The following is a 20048-nucleotide window of genomic DNA, read 5'->3' on the forward strand; positions in this document are numbered from 1 at the left end:
CAGCCAAAAGTACAAAAAAAAGGCGATTTTGGACAGATATAGCATGCCCAAAACCACTACAATAACACATCTAATTGATCTTCAACATCCTTTATTGCCACCGGCCAATGCCCTACCGTCATTCGATTCTACTTTGTAATCGGACATAAGAAGTATCAAAAGCGAACAGTAATACCACCAGGCGGTTTATCAAAATATTGATATACAGAACTGTACCAATATGGCATTGGGTTGGCTGGTTAACAGGATCTTTCCTTCGTAAAACAGCCTGATCATGATCACAACCTGGTTCAAAATTGCCTGGCGCACACTCACCCGCCATAAAATATATTCCCTGATCAATGTACTCGGTCTCACGCTGGGCATCTGCGCCTGCCTGGTGATCTGGCTGATCACGCAATACGAATTCAGCTTTGATAAGTTCCATCCGGATAGCGACCGCATTTACCGGATCACCACGGCCCAGCAATTCGTCAAAGGCGAATCCCCCAGCCTGACGCCTGCAGTGATCCCGCCGTTGGCTGAAGCCGTACGCACGGGCATTCCGGGCCTGGCTACGGTAGCTCCTTATCATATTTTAGCTGATGCAACGGTCAACGTGCCGGTAAAAGACGCTGTTAGCGCTGCCTTCCCTTCCCAGCCTGTAGTGGCTGGCCCGGCGTATTTTAGTATCCTGCCGCCTGTATGGCTGGCCGGAGATGCGCGGACCGCCTTGTCAGCTCCCTTTAAAGTGGTGTTATCGGAAACAAAAGCGCGCCAATATTTTGGCCCTTTATCGCCCGACCAGGTGCTTGGCCGGGAACTGGTATACAATGATTCCCTGCATGTGCAGGTGGCTGGCATCATAAAAGATTGGAAGGGCCATACGGATTTCCCTTTTACTGAATTTATTTCTCTCTCAACAGCCGACCATGGATTCCTGCAGCGAAGCCTGCACCTGGACCAGCTGCAATGGAAAGGAGTACCCTTTTCATCGCGGGTACTGTTGAAACTGGCAAAGGACGTGAAACGGGAAGATGTCGACGCGGCGTTAACAGCCCTGTTCAATGCCAGGTGGGGCACAGGCACCATGACGGTGGCCCTGCAACCGCTCAACCGGGTACATTTCACAGACTATGGCAATGGCACCCAAATGCGTACAGCCCACCTGCCCACTTTATACGCACTCATCAGTATCGCCTTGTTCATTCTTATACTGGCGGTGATCAACTATGTCAATTTAGCCACGGCCCAATCGCTTACGCGCGATAAGGAAGTAGGCATACGCAAAGTATTGGGCAGCAGCCGTACCAGCATCGTAATACAGTTCTTATGCGAGACCCTGGTGCTGACCCTGCTGTCAGTCCTCTTAGCCGCCTTATTGGTAAAGCCCGTATTGGGCCTCTTCCAGCGTTTTATTCCAGCCGCTGTAAGCTTCGATCCTTTTGCCGTCAATACCTGGTTGTTCCTGGCAGGCATCGCCCTTCTCACTACCTTGCTGGCAGGGTTGTATCCCGCCCGGTTCCTGTCTTCCTATTTGCCCGTCATCACCTTAAAAGGCGCCGGCGCCGTAAGGGGCAGTGAAAAATGGTGGCTCCGCAAAGGGCTGATCGTTTTCCAGTTCACCATCTCCCTCCTCTTCATTATAGGTACGCTCGTCATTGGCAGGCAGATCCGTTTCATGCTCACCAAGGACCTGGGCTTTAAGTCTGATGCGGTTGTTTTATTTTCTACCAATGAAAGCCGCGACAGCCTGAACCGCGTGAAATTGCTGGAAGAGCAAATAAGACAATTGCCGGGCGTGGCCGGGGCTGCCAGGGAAAACATGCCGCCCATGGGGCTCGACCGCGGTGTTTTTACGATACAATACAAGGCGCTGGGCGAGGATAAAATACCCGTAGCTGCGGTGAAGGCTGATGAACATTTTATCCCTTTCTACCAGATCAGGTTGCTGGCCGGCCGTAATCTTTTGCCCAGCGACACGCTGAAGGAATTGGTCATCAATGAAAGCCTGGCCAGGCTGCTGGGCTTTAAAAAGCCAGCGCAGGCGCTGGGACAATCGCTCTATACCTGGAATAAGTTTGTACCCATCGTAGGCGTAGTGGCCGATTTTCACCAGGCATCCCTGCACGAACCGGTGAAGCCGATGGTGATTGCCGCTATTGCCTGTACTGATATGGCTGTGCGGCTGGATACGAAGAACATGCCGGCTGCACACACGCGGGCCATACTGGCGCGGATAGAGCGGAGGTGGAAAGAGTTTTATCCCAATACGCCTTTTGAATACGAATTCCTGGACGAGTCGCTGGCACAATTATACGAAAAGGAACAAACGACGGCCTGGCTGATGAATATCGCCACGGGGATTACCATTTTTATTTCCTGCATTGGCCTGTTGGGCCTCACCATGTTCACAGCCGAAAGAAGAACACGCGAGATCGGCATCCGCAAGGTGCTTGGCGCCAGCGTGCCGGATATTGTGGCGTTGCTCGGTAAAGATTTTATCCTGCTGGTCATCATAGCGCTCGTTATCGCATCACCCATTGCCTGGCTCTTCATGCAGCAATGGCTACAGGATTTTGCCTATCGCATTCCTGTAGGATGGGATATTTTCCTGGTGGCAGGTATGGCTATTCTTGGTATAACATTCCTCACCATTGGGTTTCAATCGCTCAAAGCAGCGCTGGCCAACCCGGTGAAGAGCTTACGCACGGAGTAGACAGGTTGCATGTATTCATAATTTCCACAGGAAGGCAGCACCGGCGATGGCCGCATTTTCGCCAAGCACAGCCGGTTGCAAATTCATGGCTACATTGTATTGTTTAAACCGCTCCATGGCGGCAGGCATAAAATAATCCCAGGCCTTGGCAATATTGCCGCCAATGACCACGATCTCCTGCAGCGTGGGGGGATATTTCATCATCAATACCTCCGCCAGGTGTTGACCGAAGTGGTTGAACAACGCTCTTACAGCCTCCTCCTTGTCATACAACGCAATCAGGTCTTTCACCCCCTCCACTGATTGACCCGATACGCGGGCATACTCCTGCACAAACCAACGGGAACAGAGATAATCCTCCGCCCGCGCGTCCTTAAATGGCGTACACCAGCAATCGCCGTCCTGTATCACGCCATTAAAAAAACCAGCTGAGCCCAAACCCGTACCCAATGTTATACCAGCTGCATTTTGATACCCTTTGCCCGCGCCGCCTTTTACTTCTCCCAATAAAAAAGCACTGGCGTCATTCACCATTTTAATATGGCTTACGGGGATGTGCAGCCTGTCGGCCAGCATCTTTTTTACATTCAGTCCATGCAGGGATTCAAACTTATGCAGACCGGTGATATAACTGATCCCTTCCTCATAATCAAAAGGCCCGGGCATCGCTATACCAATGTATTTTTCTGCAACAGGGACCTGTGCAAAACCGGCTTCAATAGCATTCGCCCAGCATTCTATGATCTCCCCGGCACTGCCATGTGGATCCACTTTTGCCCGCACGGCGTATTGATGCTGTAGTGCTGCCAATTCAAGATCCACCATGCATACACTGATATGCGATCCGCCAATATCGATCCCCGCTACCAGCTGCTCTTTGATATTGCTCATGGCTGTACCCCCCATGCTTTATTAGGCTCCTTGCCCATCCACAATTCCAATACACCTCCATTGGCATAGGCTTCATGGGTGAACCAACAGGTATTGAGCGGCGCTCCATTCAGGGTTGCCTGCTGGATATAACAATTGGCGGTGGAATTATTATGTGTCCTGATCACGAACTGTTTTCCTTTATAATACCGGTTATCGAGTTGTATGGTCACTTCATCAAAGATGGGGGATGTAATATCATAGACGGGTGTGGTCGATTCATTGCCTGTCAATCCAAACAAACCAATGGCCATGAGGGCGCTCACGCCGCCCATCTGCCCCTGGTCCTCATCATGACCGCCATAACCCAGGTCGGGGGTAATGCCACCATAAGCCTGGGCCTGCACGCGCCGCACCCAGTATTGCGAAAGCCAGGGTTTGCCGGCATGATTGAACACATGCGCATTGGAACAGCCGGGCTGGTTGGCATAACTCACATATCCTTCGGTATACCCAAATACAAAATCACTGGCCGATGCTTTTTCAAAAGCGTAATTGAGTTTACTGCACAGGGTATCATTGCCGCCCATCATGTGGGCCAGCGCTGCAATATCGTGGGATACGCCCCAGGTGCCCTGCCAGGCATTGGCTTCTACCCATCCCTCCCCACTCAATGGGTTGTGATGCATGAATTGTCCGTTCCGGTCTTTGGGAAATAATAATTTCTGGGTGCTATCGTAACAATATTTCCAGCCACCGGCTCTTTTAGAAAAGAAATCATAGTCTTTTTTCTTCCCCATTTTCTTAGCCATCTGTGCAAGGCCCCAATCCTGGAAACCCGCTTCAATGGTGATGCCTGCATTGCCGGGCCACCAACCTTTTTTGGTGTAGAATTCAATATCCTTCGCACTGCCCATCATGCCACCCGGTAAATGATTTTGTTTGATGATCTTAAACGCGTGCTGAGGATCGGCCTTGGTAAGCAATCCTTTCATATAGGTACTTACGATCAGGTTGGTAGCCGGGCAGCTCGTCATGATATAAGAATAACCACCACCCGAGGGACCGCGTGGCAACAGGTAGCCATTGTTGGCATACTCGATCATGGAGGCCGACATTTCATCCTGCACCTCCGGCCAGGCAAGGCCCCACAATACATTCAGGTTCCATTGGGTAAGCCACCAGGCATCGGAGTTGTACATATTGAACCGCAGACTGCCATCTGCATTTTTAGGTACTGTTTTAATTTTAAAGACAGCATCGGTAAAGTTCCCATTGCGCTTGCCTTCGGTACGATCGGGGTAATCGCCCGACACATCGTTGATCTTATGACGGCCCAGCAATACATGCCAGAGGTCGGTGTAGAATTTAATTTTCTGTTCGGGAGTTCCCCCCTTCACGTCCATCTTACCCAACCATTGGTTCCAGATGTCCTGTGATTCCTTTTTCACCGCCTCAAAATCCCAGCCATTGCATTCAGCCTGTAAATTCTTACGGGCATTCTCAATGCTGGTATAAGAAAAGCCGATCTTCATCTGCACCTGGTCACCCGCCTGCACATTGAATTGCGCAGCCAGCCCTACACTATCGCCCTGTATGGCATTGATATTTTGTAGTTGTTGTTGGCCTTTCCAGGCATCCAATGAATGACAGGCCTTATCAAACCGGATCACAAAAAACATCTTCACATCCTTGGGACCGCCCCAGTACCGTTTTACTGAACTAAAGCTACCTTCAAATTCGGTATTGCTGTTCTTTTTCACCACAGCGTTGGCCATGGTGCTATTGCTGAGGTAGCCGCCCAGGTTGGTCAGGATGCGCGCGGACATTGCTTCCGTCCAGGTGAAGCGATAAAAACTCACCCGGTCAGTGGAAGTCAGCTCCACCCAGGTTTTCGGCTGTTGCAGGTATACGCGCTGGTAACCCGGCTGTACAATCTCATCATCATGGCTAAAAGTCGATTTCCAACCCTGCTCACCCAGTGCAGGGTTAACATCCGGTGCAGCAGGCATCACTTCAATACCCGACAACATCCAGCAATGGATCTGACCAAATCCCAGTATCTCTTTTTCGTTGTAATTATAACCACCGCCATTCTGATTTTTATTGCGGGTATGCGGCGCCGCACCAATCATGCCGAAAGGACGATTGCCGGTAATAAAAAAGAAGTAACGGCCGCGGTTGGTCTCGATATAGGGATCAACCCATGATACATAATCATTGGCCTGTACGGGGGAAGGAAAAACCTCGATCTCAGAAAAGCCCAGGTCGCTGCCCGTACCATCGGTAGTCACAAATTTTACCCAGGAGACCGTCTTGTCTGCAAAACGAATGGCTTTGCCAAGTCCGTTTTTGGGTAATTCATTCACCCAAATTTTACTGCCATCAGAGAACTCCAGCCGGCCACCGGCAATATTATCTTTTAAGGAAGGACGGTCATACAACACGATCCTGTTGATCGTCTGCGGCGTTTTCCAGGTCAGTTGTATCCAGGGAAAACGGATATATCCCCAATCGGTAGTCACGCCTTCGCAGGCCCATTCGCCTTTTCCCTCCACGCCGATCACACCATCCACCACATGCGAGGCATCAAATTGTTTATTCAAGGAAGTAGAAGCCGTCACGGTAGCTGCAGGCGCTATATTACCCGGACCAGCCAGGGCGCTCCCTCCTATCAATAATGATAACGCTATAACCAAACAAAATTTCATATCGTTATTGTTGCTGTATTAAAACAAAAGTCTGCCATGGCCTGTCCAGGGAGTCTACAGGGTGAGCCGCCCTTCAAGGGCGGCTCACCCTGTAGAAAGTGGGCCACCCTGCCGCGCTGCTTTGCCGGGCTGCAGGGTGACTCACCTTTCATCTAAATCACCAGTCATCCGTTCTGAAGGGCAGTGCGGGCAATCCTGCTTTGTTCTCTAAATTGGTCACCGGGTAATTACTGAAAGCATAGCGCACAGCCACCGGCTGCGGCACCTGTTCACAATGCAGCCATACTTCCTGCTCTACGATGGTCGCCACTGCTTTGTGAAAAACCCGATCTGCACCTGCTATATAGAAACATTGTGGCGCAGCTCCGTCATTGGTGCCCAATCCACCCGCCAGGGAAGCCGGGTTAAATTGTATTTTCACCGTTCCCGTATCCACCCGCATGCGGGCATACTCCGGACCCAGGTACGCGATATCCTTTTTACCATAGTCCAGCGCCAGTGCGTGACGGGCCAGCCGCCAACCCACGCCTTGTTTGTTGCGTGGATGCAGATCCGTAGGATCACATATATCGGTGATGACCGCCATACCGGTATTAGGCACTGCCAGGCGCGTTCTGTCCTGCGCTTCCCGCAAGTAAGCATAATAAGTAGCCGAACTATCATCACCTTCCCATTTGAAGGGCGCTACCTGCACATAATAAAAAGGCAGATCGCCCTGGGCAAACAGCTTGCGCCAGTTGCGGATCATGGCAGCAAAAACCCGGGTGTATAGCGCGCCGTCATTTTTGTTTGACTCGCCCTGGTACCAGAGAAATCCCCGCACCGACAAGTGGCGAAGCGGGTAGATCATCGCATTGTACAAGAGCGTGGGCAATACATTTTTTTCGAAGGTCACTACCGTATCGGGCGCCTGCTTCGATACAGCACTGGTATCGTAGGGATACAAATATTTTCGATAGAGGACCGTGTCGGCGGTTAAAGTATCCCGGCTGGTCCAGGCTTGGCAACTGGTAGCGCCCAGGCTGCTTACGACCAAACCCACGGGCACGCGCAATTGCTGGTGAATGGTACGGGCGAAGAAATAAGCGGCGGCACTGAAGTTGGGAACCGTTTGTGGTGAACAAACCGTCCAGGCGCCATTGATACAATCATCTTCGGGCCGGGCTTTGAAATCCGTGCGCACATTGTACAGGCGGATCGCCGGATAATTGGCCGTAGCTATTTCCAGGTCATAATTCAGTGGCCCCTTCAGCCAGGGTAAAAAAGGCTTGAGCTCCATGTCCATATTCGACTGGCCGCCACAAACCCACACTTCTCCGATCAATACATTGGATAAAGTAATCGTCGAAGCGCCACACACCAATTGAATGTGATGGGCTTTATAATCACCAGGCACGGCCATTGGCACCGGAATTTTTGTAAACCAGCTACCATCGGCCTTGATGGGTGCGATCAACGCCTTATCCATCCAATCTGCCTTCACCCTTATTATACTACCTACAGGTCCATATCCACGCAGCATGCAGGGTTTGCCCTGCTGTATCACCATATTGGATTGAAGGGTATTGGCCAGGGAAAAAACAGGTGCTGTAAAAGCGGAGCCTGAATAACCTGCTTGCCCGGTCAACAGACAAGCGAGCATCACCAGGCTGCGCGCAGCAAGGGATCGGATCATTTTCATGGCAGGATTTTAACCTTAACAAAACGCGGACGGTATAAATTCGGGTGCTGTTTGATATCGTTGAAGAAATCGAATGAGTTCACATTGTAACTGATCAGCAGTTCATCAGGCGTCGACAACACCGGGTGCACTTTGGCATTGTAGGGAAAGAAGTCTTTATCTTCTGATACGGAAGGACTGCTATCAAACAATTCGATCACCTTGCCCCAGGGCCCTACGGGTGAACTGCCCAGCCGCATGCCCACATAACGGCCCAATCCATCTGTCTGGAAAGTAAGGGCATAACGGCCATCGGCTAATTGCATCACCCCAATTTCATTCGACAAACGATCGGTGACAGTTGCGATCTTTGCCACATCGGCATTCCATGCCGCGCCATCCCAGAAGGTCCATTTATCAAAAGAGGCTATGTCGGCTGGCTTTACACGCGCTACCATCAGCTTCTTTTCTTTTCCCCTGATGCCATAGATATAGGCATATCCATCCGGGTGCTGAGCGCCGGCTGCTTCGGTATTCACCAAAATGCCCGCACCAAACGACCCTGTGCTATCCACTTCTTTGCCCAGGAAAAAGGGGATATCCAATTGGCGGTATTCAGTAAAAGGAGGCTGCGCTCCGGCAGGTACAATGATCAGTGTATTACCTACTTCTTTAAATCCAAATGCCTGCTGCGACACATTCTTGATACGATAACCGAAAATATACAGGTTGTTGTTTTGCTCCTGGTTCACAAAGCCATCGCCCAGCCAGTAATAATCACCAGGCTGCGTGGCGGGTGTTTTTGGAACGAACAGCGAAGCAGGCTTGCCATTTTCTTTATTCCAATAAAAGCGGATATGTGCGGAATCGGGAATGCCATCTTGTAGAACGGCTACTGAATTATTGATCATGGTATACCCGGCTTTCAGGGAATCCTTTTCAATTTCACCCAGCATGGTATCGCTGAACCAGATCAATGTTTCGCTTTTTTTAGCAGCGCCCGGCGTTTCTTTACCATCGCGGGTGACGGCAAAAATGCCATCACCGCCAAACCAACCGGATTTGCGCGTGAAAAGGGCGTCCCATTCTACGGCGGGACTGGCTGTGAAATGCAGGGAATCAAGACTCAAGGGAGCATCGGGAGCGGCCGCCGCGTTATTACCCGCAGACCGGCAACCTCCTAATGCGATCGCTGCTGCGATCGCCAGGGAAGCGCAGGAAGAAACAGTACTATAGGTGCGAGGGAACATGCATTATTGTTTAAAGTGAATGATAGCTTTCCGGCAGGCAGCCTGCCTTATGGTACCGCGTCGAAGGTATATACAAACAGTTCATGATCGGTATAGGGAGCCCCGAGCCAGGAGAGGTCGAGTACAATGGTCATCACCAGCCTGTCTTTGGTCACACTGCGCACGGTATAGGTTTCTGTAGTGATGGCCGTAGGATCGAACAGGGAATGGTACACCTGTTTAAATGTTTTTTCATCATCGCTCAATGTCCATTTATCGTATACATTGAAGCCATCGAATGTACAGGCGGAAGCACCATAATTGACAGTAATGCTGCTATCTCTTTTCCAGTAAAACACATCATCCTTTTCGCAATCGGTAATGGTTTCCACTGCTGGCTGACCGCTCTCCTGGAATTTGGATTTCAGCAACCATTTATGTGAGAAGATGTTCTGGGCTGCAGAAGCTACGGTGTTTACAGTAAGGTCTTTTTCCACCGCCCTGCCCTGGTTGTCGGTAAGCCTGAAATTGAAGCCTACCAGCTTGTCCGTTTCATCGGGACTGAGGGTGTAGGTGAATTTGTACTGGTATTGTTTGTCGCCGGTCGCCGTTGGTGTTACCTTTTTAGTGCCATACACATTGTCCGGCACCAGGTTCACGCCTTTGGTAATGGCCAGCTCTTTGAATCCATCGGGAATGGTAATATCGATGGTGGTCTCGATCTGTTTGCCGGATTTGCCGGTGATATTATCGGACGATAATTTCATGACGGGGGTATTGGGGTCTGTGCCGTCTTTCTTGCAGGCTGTCATGATCAACAGGCTGCTCATTACTACTATGGTAAAAAGGGGATATGGCCGCATAATCGTTATTTTGATATGTTAGGATTCGATACCTTTTAGTTTCCAGAATTTTTCAATGTCTTCCAGTGATTTCTCTTTTGTTTCGGGCACCAGTCGCCATACAAACAGGAAGGCCACTACCGACAGGATCATATAGATCCAGAAAGTGCTGGCTTCGCCAACGGAGGACTGGAGCATGGGAAAGGTTTGTGATACCAGGAATACGGCGGCCCACAAAAAGAAGATGGCGACCGACATGGCCCTGCCGCGTACATGGGTAGGAAATATTTCGGCCACTACCACAAAGGTGAGGGGGCCCAGTGAAATGGCAAAGAAAGCGATGTACGCCAGGATAGCCAGCAGCACCAGCGGCCCCTGGTTCATATTAAAGTAGAAGGCGGCGCCTACCAGCCCCAGGCAAATGGTCATACCTGCCGAACCGATCAGCAGCAAGGTTTTGCGGCCCCATTTATCAACGTACTTAATAGCTACTACCGTAAACAATACATTGATCACTCCTACCAGCACCGTTTGCATCAAAGCAGACGAAGAACCATCTCCACTCGATTTGAATATCTCCGGCGCATAATACATGATCGCATTGATGCCCGTTACCTGCGAAAGGATGGCCAGGATGATGCCGATGATCAATACAAAACGCAATCCGGGTTTCAGCAAATGGGCGAAGCTGCCTGATTCCTGGTTTATCACTTCTGTAATGGCTTTTAATTCAGACCGTGCTTTTTCTTTCCCGTTTACTTTGGTCAGTACATCTTCTGCTTCCTCCAGGCGGTTTTGCCGGGCCAGCCACCGGGGACTTTCGGGCACATTCAGCAACAGGATAATGAAGAGGATACTCGGAATGATGCCGGAGCCAAACATCCAGCGCCAGCCGCTGTTCACATTCCAGGCTTCGTTGTGCAATCCGGCAATACCGGCATTCACAAAATAGATCAGCAGGATGCCGAGCACAATGCCCATCTGGTAAATAGAGATGAGCCGGCCGCGGATATTGGCGGGGGCGATCTCTGAAATATACAGTGGCGACAACATCGACGCAATGCCGATCCCGATACCGCCGATAAGGCGGAAGAAGATAAAATAATTCAGGCCGAGCGGCAGCAGGATACCCAGTGAGGAGATGGCAAAGGCAAAAGCCGAGATCATCAACACTTTTTTACGACCGATCTTATCACTCAGTCCACCGGCAAACATGGCCCCGATCACACAACCGATCAAGGCGCAGCTGGCCACCCAGCCCATCATGGCGGGGGAAAGCCCATATTTGGTTTGTATGAACCCAATGGCGCCAGCCACTACCGCTGTGTCATATCCAAACAACAGCCCTCCCACCGCCGCCACATAGGTGCATTTATATACATATTTTAATCCTTGCTTTTGCATAATCGTTAGTTTATTCGATAATCAATTAAATGATCTGTTCGTACATAAGCCTTGATGGTAGCGCAGGTCTTACCCTCGCTCTCACCATAAGGCCGGATGGTATAAGCCCCTGCATCGGCAGGTACAATAAAGGTTTCGGCATAGTGCACTACAAATGGTTCAAAGGCTCCGGCAGGACTTTCCACAATAGCTTCGCGGCCTTCGATCAGGTTGAGTACGTTGAAACGGCCTTCGGTATCGTGCGGAACGGTACCGGTAAACCAATGGCGTCTTGTTTCAATGAAAGAGAGATCGTCGAGACCGGTGCGTTCTTCGCGCCAGCCTTCCCCCTTGCCCAGCGGCTGCACTTTGTTGAGGATATGTTCTTTTGTCCAGGTAGTGGTACGGTCCCACTGGATCACATTTTTTCCATGTTCCAGCGAAATGGGTCTTGGCTTGCCGTCGAGGCCCATGCGGCCCCAGTCCCATAACTTGAAGGTGAAAATGTAGGGCGTGGCGCTGATCTCCAATACCACACTGTTGGCGCCGGAGCAATGTACCGTGCCTGAAGGAATGAGTACATGATCATGTTGTTTGATGGGCCATTTCTCCACATAGGCTTCTGCTTCAAAGCCCACGCCTTTTTCCTGTGCATCCTGCAGGGCATGCATCATTTTCTCCGGCACAATGTTTTCTTTCAATCCGAGGTATACATAGGCATCCTCTTTTGCCTGCAAAAAATAATAGCTTTCATCCTGCGTATAAGCCATGCCAAATTTTTCGCGGATATATTCCTTGAGCGGATGTACCTGCAAACTCAGGTTGCCACCCTCCATCGTATCCAGGAAATCGAAGCGAATGGGAAACTCCGCACCAAATGCTTCATATACCTTCTTACCCAGCAGGGATTGCGGCTGGTTGAACACCACATTGACAGAAGGTGTTTCGAACTGGATATTGTCAAAGGCCAACAACAGGCTATTCTCTTCCGGTACACAATCAAAACCCCAGGCGATGTTCTTTTCATTAGGGTCCAGGTCACATACTTCTTTCAGCCATTGACCGCCCCAGGGGCCGGGATCAAAAAAGGGCACCACACGGAAAGGCCTTTTCACCACTTCGCTGAAGGCATGCAGCAGCACCGCTCCTTCGATCATTTTGGGGTGGCCGGCAATGGTGGTATCGAGTACATAATTCCAATGGGCCATGAGGGATACTTTGTGCCGGTCGCACACGCGCCAGTCGACGAAGAAGGCTCTTTTGTATTTATAGGCAAAGGTGTCGCCGGTATTGGAAGCACCCAGGTTGCCTGCTTCATTCCTCCTGAAGCGAAGCTGTATTTCCCAACGGGGCATATCAGCATAGACCAGCAGGTCGGCTTTGGGCGCAATCAATGCAGCCCCTGTGCCATAAACAATGATCAATCCGGTTCCCTGCTGTGCGATTTGCTGCTGTAAAGCATCGATCTTCTTTTCATCAAAAAAATGGAGCAGCGAAAGCGGGGTAATGTATCCAAATACAGGATCATCCGTCACATAGGGATACACCAATTCATTAATAGCCGCTTCTGAAAGCATGGCATCGCCTGCAAATACCAGTTGAGCGCCCGGTAATTGTTCCTGTAGTTGGGTAGCCAATTCATGCGTGGCCACACCATGGTAACAGTCAAGGGCCAGCACCATTTTTTGTTGCTGCAAACTGTTTGCTTTTTGCGCCAAAGCTGCGGCGATCGTTGTCCATCCATTCCATCCCTCGTACCCCGGGATACGGATTGCAGGGTACTTATCAAAATTCGAACTTTCCAAGTCTGTTTATTTATGGTTTTAAAAATCGATTGTCAGGCTGAGCCTGTCGAAGCCGTCTCAAGGGTGGGTCGCCCTTGAAGGGCGGCTCACCCGGTCTAAAAGGAGCCTGTCGAAGCCGTCTCGAGGGTGGGTCGCCCTTGAAGGGCGGCTCACCCGGTCTAAAAGGAACCTGTCGAAGCCGTCTCAAGGGTGGGTCGCCCTTGAAGGGTGGCTCACCCGGTCTAAAAGGAGCCTGTCGAAGCCGTCTCGAGGGTGGGTCGCCCTTGAAGGGCGGCTCACCCGGTCAAGCTCAAGGCGACAGTTTGATCAATAGTCATTCTGTGGCAGGTTGGGGTTCAGGTCGCGCTCGGTTTGCGGTACGGGAAATAAATAATTCCGGGCGGCAGGTGTTACGCCGGGTTTGGCTTGCGGCACCAGGGTCTCGAGGGTATTGGTGCGCACGAGGTCGAACCAACGATGTCCTTCGGCTGCCAGTTCCAACCTTCTTTCTTTCAACACGGCGGTCCTGAAATCACCCTTGCTCAGTCCGGTATAATCCGGCACCGTATTGCGATATACAGTACCATCAAAACGTGCGCGCTTACGCACCATATTGATATACTTATGCGCTTCGAGCGGTTGATCGAGTTCGTTCTCCGCCTCTGCATACATCAGCAATACATCGGCATACCGTATAACGGGAAAATCGTTGGAACTCTCATTGCCTTTGGGCTCGGCTGCACGGTCCCAGTATTTCTGAATATAGGGCCTGATCGTTTCCACTGTGCCATTGGCTTTATGGATCTCTGTGATAAAGGTCACCGCTCTTCTGCGATCGTCTATATCATACTGGTTGTACAATTGCTGGGTGGGTATCTGCCAGCCTTGGGCATTCTGTACCCCTTCCTCGCTCAGTTGCGGGGGCAGTAAACGCACCAGGAACTGACCTACTTCCCAGAAAATGATAGCGCCATTGGCATCGCCAAATCCTACGGAGAAAACAGCTTCTTTACCACCGCGGCTGGAGAGTTTGAATACACTGGCAAAATCTTCCCAGAGGTCGTAGCTCTTTGAATCGATTACTGCTTTGGCCTTTTCAGCTGCCTTGGCCCAGTTCTTTTGCGTGAGGTATACCTTGGCATGCAATGCCGTGGCAGCGCCTTTGGTGGCGCGCCCCCGGCCATTGCCCGGATCATAACTGGCAGGCAGCACGGCTTCCGCCGCATCGAGGTCCTGGTGGATCTGGTTGTAGATCGCGTCAACCGTGGCCGCCTGGGGTGTCAGGGGTTCTTTTTCGAGCAGTACCAGGGGCACTTTGCCAAACATACGCACCAGGTTGAAATACATCAGTCCACGCAGGAAACGCGCTTCCCCCAGCAGCCTGCTTTGCAAAGCCGCGTTCATGGTGATACCGGGAATACGGCTGATGGCAATATTGGCGATGGTAATGGTTTTGTAATGCATCACCCAGATCTCCTGCAGGGTACTGTTCTGCGGACCATAGGTAAAGGTGGCCAGTTGATCCAAGGCAGGAGCAGCCAGTTGATTGTTGAGCATTTCGTCGGAGCTCAGCCCCTGGGTGATCCAGAAAGAACTATGGTACACACCGGCAGTGGAACCCGTGCTGATGGAATTGAGATAAGCATAGATCGAATTGACCGCAGAGATAGCGTCCTGTTCCGTTTTATAATAATTGGTGATGCCCACTACATTCTTCGGATCTTCTTCCAGGAATTTAGAGCAGGAAGCCGTACCCAGCAATAGCGCACTGATGATGAGCGTACAGGAGATGAATTGTCTTGTTTTCATTTGACAGCTTTTTCGTTGTTAGAATCCGAGGTTGAGACCAATGAGGTATACTTTTGATTGGGGATATCCACCACGATCAATACCAAATTGAGTGGTATTTTGTCCGTAGGTGTTCGCTTCCGGATCGTAGCCCGAATAATCGGTGATCGTAAACAGGTTCGTAGCACTGGCATACACCCGCAGGTTGCGTACCTTGATCCTTTGCAGCAGCTTACTGTTGAAGTTATAGGCCAGGGTTATGTTTTTCAGGCGCAGGTAAGAAGCATCTTCCACGATGTTGGAAGAGAAAATACCTACATCGCGGCTACCGGCTGCCAGTGCGCGGGGATATTGGTTGCTGGGATTCGTGGGTGTCCAGCGATTCAATCCGGCATCGGCCAGTACATTGTTCTCACCCGTCATGTTCAACAGGTCGAGGTTATTGAGGTTGGCCACTTTATTGCCTTGTGAGCCCTGGAAGAAAACGTTCAGATCGAAACTAGCATAGGACACTGAATTGCTGAACCCCCAGGTGAATTTTGGTTGTGCATAACCAATAATTGTTCTGTCGGCTTCGGTGATCTTTTTATCACCATTGATATCGCGGTATTTGCGGTCACCTGCTTTGGCGCGGGACGCCACATTGGGAGAATTAGGCTCCTGCCCGATCAACACCGGACTGGAAGCAGCTTCTGCATCTGTTTGAAAAATACCATCGAATATATATCCATAGAAAGTACCTACAGGTTCACCCGGCCGCAAAATAGTGCCCCCAAGCATGGGAATATCGTTTTTGGAATTCAGGTTGGTGATCTTATTCCTGTTCACCGAAAAATTAATGGCACTGTTCCAACTCACCACCCCCTTCGTGTTTACCGTACGGATATCAAGGTCAAAACCATGGTTCTCGATATTGCCAATATTCAGTACCGTGGTGCCAAAACCGGAAGTAGACGGAATGGGTGTACTCAATAACAGGTCGAAGGTTTTCTTTTTGTAATAATCCGCAGTGATCGTAATGCGGTTGTTCAATAAACCCAGGTCAATGCCAATATCCAGCTGCCGCGTGGTTTCCCATTTCAGATCGGGGTTCACATACGAGAGTGGTTCCTGGCCGGTATATACTTCGCTGCCATTGGGGCTGTTGAATACGCCTTCACCAAATGGGCCTACCAGGGCCAGGGAAAGATAAGGGGGGATGGCCTGGTTGCCGATCACGCCATAGCTGGTCCGGAACTTCAGGTCGCTGATGGACGAAATATTTTTCATGAACTCTTCATCGGATATCCTCCAGGCAAAGGCGGCCGAGGGGAAGAAGGCGTATTTGTTGTTGGCGCCAAATTTCGAAGAGCCATCCACCCGCCCTGTGAGGGTGAACAGGTACTTGTTATTGAAGGTATAGTTCACCCGGCTCAGGTAGGAGATCATGCTCCAGCTGGATTCGCTGTTGACCGGTTTTTGCGGTTTCAGTGCCGCATAGATATTGTGATAGCCTGTGCGGTTATCAGGGAAATCGAAAGCGATCGTGGTCAGCTTATCGTTGTTGAATTGTTGCATCGTATATCCCACTACTGCATTCACCCGGTGTTTGTTGCCAAATGTATTGTTGTAGGTCAGGGTATTCTCATTGAGCCAGGTCATACCATCCGACTTGGCGATGGACGCTTCGCCCTTGCTGGCTTGCGTGCGTTTGAGGAAGTTAGGTCCGAAGCTGCCTTCATCGTTGGAGAATCCATCGATACCGAAGCTGGTGCGAAACTCAAATTGCTTGTTGAAGGCATATTTGGCATACACATTTCCAAGAATGCGCGAGAGGGTGGTATTGGAGATATATTCTTTGGCTTCAGCAACCGGGTTGCCCAGCACTTTGCCCCGGTCGTTCTCATAGGTATAACCACCGTTGGCTGCCGGGTTCGAATCATCATACACCGGCAATACCGGATTGAACAGCATGGCGCCCGTAGTTACCCCTGGCACAATGTCGGCGCCATTGGTAAGCACACCCTTGCTATTGACGCGGGAATAGGAAAGATTGGTACCTACGGTGAGCTTATCGTTGATCGCGCGATCAATATTGGCACGGAATGAATAGCGTTTAAAATCAGAGTTGATGATGATACCATCCTGCATGAATAAGGAGCCGGAGAGTGCATATTTTGTTTTATCGTCACCACCGGACACCGATACATTATAATTGGACATGGGCGCTACGCGAAACAGTTCATCCTGCCAGTCGGTACCCTTGCCCAGATTTTTAGGGTTCACATAAATGGGGGTGAGCCCGGCATTGAGTTTGGCGTCATTGACCATATTGGCATACTCAGCCGCATTGAGCAGTTTGAGCTTGTTGGCCACTTGCTGGTAAGCATGGTAAACATCCACATTCACCTGTCCTTTGCCCGATTTACCTCTTTTGGTGGTGATGAGTACGACGCCATTGGTACCACGCGAGCCATACATGGCCGTGGCGGAGGCATCCTTGAGTATCTCAATGGATTCAATGTCCGATGGGTTAATGGACGAAAGGGCACTGAGCCGGGGACCCCGGGTAACACCGGCAGAGAGATCGCCTCCATCGCTGCTGACCAGCATGCCGTCGATCACGTACAGCGGTTCGTTGGCGGCATTGATAGAACTGGTACCACGGATACGGATAGAGGCTTCGGCACCGGGTTTGCCAGACACCTGCGTTACCTGCACGCCCGCAGCACGGCCTTGCAGGGCCTGATCGAAAGAGGTGGCAGGTACGGCTTTCAGTTCGTCTGCTTTCACAGAAACGACGGAGCCGGTGAGGTCGCTTTTCTTAACCGTACCGTAAGCGATCACCACTACCTGGGAGAGTTCTTCGTTGTTGGGGATGAGCTCAATGGTGAGGCTGTTGCGGCCGCCAGGCACTACGTCCTGCGTGGCATACCCCACGTGCGAGACCAGCAACGTGTCTTTTCCCGGGGGAAGTGACAGGTTGAACTGGCCCGCAGCATTGGTGGCTACTTGATCAGAAGTTCCTTTTACAGCCACGGTGGCCCCGGCAATGGGCTTACCGCTGGCAATTACTTTACCGCTGATAGCTCTGGCAGCGGTGGCTACCTGTGCAGTTCCCTGTATTGACAAGCTCAGGAGCAGGAAGCATGTAAGCAGGGCAGCAAGCATTTCGTTAGATGAATACGTTCTCATTAATTGAAGTTTCGCGTGTTTGGGGAAATTACATGTTCGAATGTTCGTACATATTAATAGGCAAAAAAAGTTTAATGATAAGATAAGTGAGTAATGATCCAGGTGTTATTTACGGGCGATATCAATGGTATAGGTGAAACGATCGGCCCTGTAATAGCCAAGGTTATATTCGATAGGACGGTCGCCGGCATCGCAAACCACCCTTTTGCGGAACAGGATGGGTGCGCCGGTCTCTACAGACAGGAGTTTGCTCAGCTGTTTGTCGGCCAGGATGGCGCTGATCCCTTCTTTGGAAACAGATACTACAATATGGTGCTCTTTTTCCAGCGTTTCATACAAAGGTTTGGAGAAATCATCATCTGTGGTAAGGCCGGTGCGTGGGTGGAAATAGGACACGAAATAAACGATGGGTTCACTCGCCAAACCTTTTACCCGCTCCATTTTAAGCACCTTGGTGCCGGGATTGATCTTGAAAAGCTGCTGAATTTCTTTGTCGGGCACTACGTTGGATACTTTGATGCTGTAGTTCTTGAACACCACCCCTTTTTCATCCATTTCGTGGGTAAAGGAGGCCCATTTATCGAGCTTGGTAGAGATATTGTTCCTGGCTACCGAGGTGCCTACACCCTTCTTGCGGATCAGCAGTTGCTCGTACACGAGCTTATTGGTAGCCTGGCGCACGGTGCTCCGGGATATGCCGAGCTTTTTGGCAATATTGATCTCATTGGGCAGTAGTTTGCCGTTCTGGTACTCAGGTTTCTCGATCAGTTTACGCAACAGATCTTCAACCTGGGCGTGTAAGGGAAGTGCACTTTGATGATCAATCTCCAAAAAATCCATACCTCAATGTTTATATGTTCGTACATACTAAAATTAGGGAGATTTGTGGATTGACCAAAAAATATTTTTTGCAGGTCTGGGTACAGTGTCACACGCTGCCTGGCGATTGTAGTGTTGATTGAGTATGAACTGACGCCCTATAGCTATTCACTGCAGAAGATTATTGAGGCAATGGCGGAGTGGGGAACCCAACACCGGAAGAAGATTAAAGGGGAGTTGGCGGTTGTGAGGGCTTCTAAAACCTGCGTATTTTAAATTATACATGCGTTGGTGGAATGCTATATCTAGCGGGAGGGTGAATATAAGTTCTACCTTCTGGATCTAAAAAGCCGAAAGAGTAAAAGCTGCGACGACACTGTCACTCAAGCGGGTAATTAATTAATCTAAAGAAACTATCAAGCTATCAATCGCATCATCCAGCATTTGAGATTGGGAACGAGCATCTAAATCTTTATGAATTAAATTGAGCGATGCAAGCCCTTGCACAATGGCCATTGAGATGTAGCACTTGCGTTTCAGATAAGTATCGTTACTATTTTCTTTTCCACATGCCTTTGTAATTGCCTGATTTATTGAATTAACAAATGTTAGCATTTCCGGAAACAGCGGATTTAATTCGTTTAGCTCGATTCCAATCTCCTGCATAAGAAGATATAAATCCTTTTCATGGGTTGCAAAATCCAAATAGGTTCTAAGCATTGCCTTTAATCTGCTCCTCGGGTCAATTATACCCTTGCAGTTTATATCTATACTGATATTAAGCTGTTGATATCCCAACCTGGCCAAATCAACTAATAGCGCCTCTTTGTTTTTGAAATACAGATACACCGCTGTAGCGGAAAATTCAATGTTGTTCGCCAGTCTTCTTAAACTCAGAGACCGATATCCTTCCTCTTTGACAATGTTCAATGCTGCATGAAGAATATCTTTATGCATTTTCAACCGGTTCCTTGCTTTTCTTTCTTTACTTCCCATAATTTTAGTTGAAAATAACACTATCCGCAGCCACTGTTTTGTAAGAAACAGACTTGATCTTTCTGATGCCTTCCCCACCGGCAGGTCCGGTTCA

12 protein-coding genes are annotated in these 20048 nt (G+C 50.0%); 1 reads left to right on the forward strand and 11 read right to left on the reverse strand.

Going from position 1 to position 20048, the window contains the following annotated elements:
• Window positions 1–274: 274 nt before the first annotated feature.
• Window positions 275–2698 (forward strand): ABC transporter permease, encoded by a 2424-nt coding sequence (locus D3H65_RS08005; protein WP_119049814.1) that lies wholly within the window; start codon window positions 275–277, stop codon window positions 2696–2698.
• A gap of 15 nt (window positions 2699–2713) precedes the next feature.
• Here the strand turns inward: D3H65_RS08005 and D3H65_RS08010 are convergent, their stop codons facing one another.
• The 11 genes from D3H65_RS08010 to D3H65_RS08060 all read right to left on the reverse strand — a co-directional run bounded on the left by D3H65_RS08010 (window position 2714) and on the right by D3H65_RS08060 (window position 19954).
• On the reverse strand, window positions 2714–3589 hold the full coding sequence (locus tag D3H65_RS08010; protein ID WP_162915485.1) for an ROK family protein: 876 nt from the start codon (window positions 3587–3589) through the stop codon (window positions 2714–2716).
• Window positions 3586–6279: a GH92 family glycosyl hydrolase gene (locus D3H65_RS08015; RefSeq protein ID WP_119049816.1), complete on the reverse strand. Its 2694-nt coding sequence runs from the start codon at window positions 6277–6279 to the stop codon at window positions 3586–3588. Before D3H65_RS08015 ends, D3H65_RS08010 begins: the two co-directional genes overlap by 4 nt.
• Before the next feature lie 157 nt (window positions 6280–6436).
• The gene (locus D3H65_RS08020; RefSeq protein WP_119049817.1) at window positions 6437–7960 is read right to left on the reverse strand and encodes a sialate O-acetylesterase; all 1524 of its coding nucleotides are present in this window, start codon (window positions 7958–7960) and stop codon (window positions 6437–6439) included.
• Entirely contained in the window at window positions 7957–9189 is a 1233-nt protein-coding gene (locus tag D3H65_RS08025) for a DUF4185 domain-containing protein (RefSeq protein WP_119049818.1), read from the reverse strand. The genes D3H65_RS08020 and D3H65_RS08025 overlap by 4 nt, the downstream gene beginning before the upstream one ends.
• Before the next feature lie 47 nt (window positions 9190–9236).
• Window positions 9237–10031, reverse strand: a complete 795-nt coding sequence (locus tag D3H65_RS08030) for a hypothetical protein (RefSeq protein WP_119049819.1) — start codon at window positions 10029–10031, stop codon at window positions 9237–9239.
• An 18-nt stretch (window positions 10032–10049) separates the two neighbouring features.
• A complete protein-coding gene (locus D3H65_RS08035) occupies window positions 10050–11414 on the reverse strand; it encodes a sugar porter family MFS transporter (protein ID WP_119049820.1) in 1365 nt (454 codons plus the stop codon).
• Window positions 11415–11419: 5 nt separating this feature from the next.
• Window positions 11420–13198 carry a class I mannose-6-phosphate isomerase gene (locus D3H65_RS08040; protein WP_119049821.1) on the reverse strand — a complete coding sequence of 593 codons (1779 nt, stop codon included), beginning with the start codon at window positions 13196–13198 and terminating at the stop codon, window positions 11420–11422.
• 306 nt (window positions 13199–13504) lie between these two features.
• On the reverse strand, window positions 13505–14986 hold the full coding sequence (locus D3H65_RS08045) for a RagB/SusD family nutrient uptake outer membrane protein (RefSeq protein WP_119049822.1): 1482 nt from the start codon (window positions 14984–14986) through the stop codon (window positions 13505–13507).
• Between the two features lie 18 nt (window positions 14987–15004).
• Complete coding sequence (locus D3H65_RS08050; RefSeq protein ID WP_119049823.1) at window positions 15005–18139, reverse strand: SusC/RagA family TonB-linked outer membrane protein; 3135 nt, start codon at window positions 18137–18139, stop codon at window positions 15005–15007.
• 105 nt (window positions 18140–18244) lie between these two features.
• Window positions 18245–18979 (reverse strand): GntR family transcriptional regulator, encoded by a 735-nt coding sequence (locus D3H65_RS08055; protein ID WP_119049824.1) that lies wholly within the window; start codon window positions 18977–18979, stop codon window positions 18245–18247.
• Window positions 18980–19357: 378 nt separating this feature from the next.
• On the reverse strand, window positions 19358–19954 hold the full coding sequence (locus tag D3H65_RS08060) for a TetR/AcrR family transcriptional regulator (protein WP_119049825.1): 597 nt from the start codon (window positions 19952–19954) through the stop codon (window positions 19358–19360).
• Between the last annotated feature and the right edge of the window lie 94 nt (window positions 19955–20048).

The sequence above is a fragment of the Paraflavitalea soli genome (assembly GCF_003555545.1).
GTDB classification, from domain to species: domain Bacteria; phylum Bacteroidota; class Bacteroidia; order Chitinophagales; family Chitinophagaceae; genus Paraflavitalea; species Paraflavitalea soli.

Coding starts and splice junctions, on each gene's coding strand:
- D3H65_RS08055 (WP_119049824.1), bottom strand. CDS start 18,979: ATGGATTTTTTGGAGATTGATCATCAAAGTGCACTTCCCTTACACGCC.
- D3H65_RS08020 (WP_119049817.1), bottom strand. CDS start 7,960: ATGAAAATGATCCGATCCCTTGCTGCGCGCAGCCTGGTGATGCTCGCT.
- D3H65_RS08035 (WP_119049820.1), bottom strand. CDS start 11,414: ATGCAAAAGCAAGGATTAAAATATGTATATAAATGCACCTATGTGGCG.
- D3H65_RS08050 (WP_119049823.1), bottom strand. CDS start 18,139: ATGAGAACGTATTCATCTAACGAAATGCTTGCTGCCCTGCTTACATGC.
- D3H65_RS08025 (WP_119049818.1), bottom strand. CDS start 9,189: ATGTTCCCTCGCACCTATAGTACTGTTTCTTCCTGCGCTTCCCTGGCG.
- D3H65_RS08015 (WP_119049816.1), bottom strand. CDS start 6,279: ATGAAATTTTGTTTGGTTATAGCGTTATCATTATTGATAGGAGGGAGC.
- D3H65_RS08045 (WP_119049822.1), bottom strand. CDS start 14,986: ATGAAAACAAGACAATTCATCTCCTGTACGCTCATCATCAGTGCGCTA.
- D3H65_RS08005 (WP_119049814.1), top strand. CDS start 275: ATGATCACAACCTGGTTCAAAATTGCCTGGCGCACACTCACCCGCCAT.
- D3H65_RS08060 (WP_119049825.1), bottom strand. CDS start 19,954: ATGGGAAGTAAAGAAAGAAAAGCAAGGAACCGGTTGAAAATGCATAAA.
- D3H65_RS08010 (WP_162915485.1), bottom strand. CDS start 3,589: ATGAGCAATATCAAAGAGCAGCTGGTAGCGGGGATCGATATTGGCGGA.
- D3H65_RS08030 (WP_119049819.1), bottom strand. CDS start 10,031: ATGCGGCCATATCCCCTTTTTACCATAGTAGTAATGAGCAGCCTGTTG.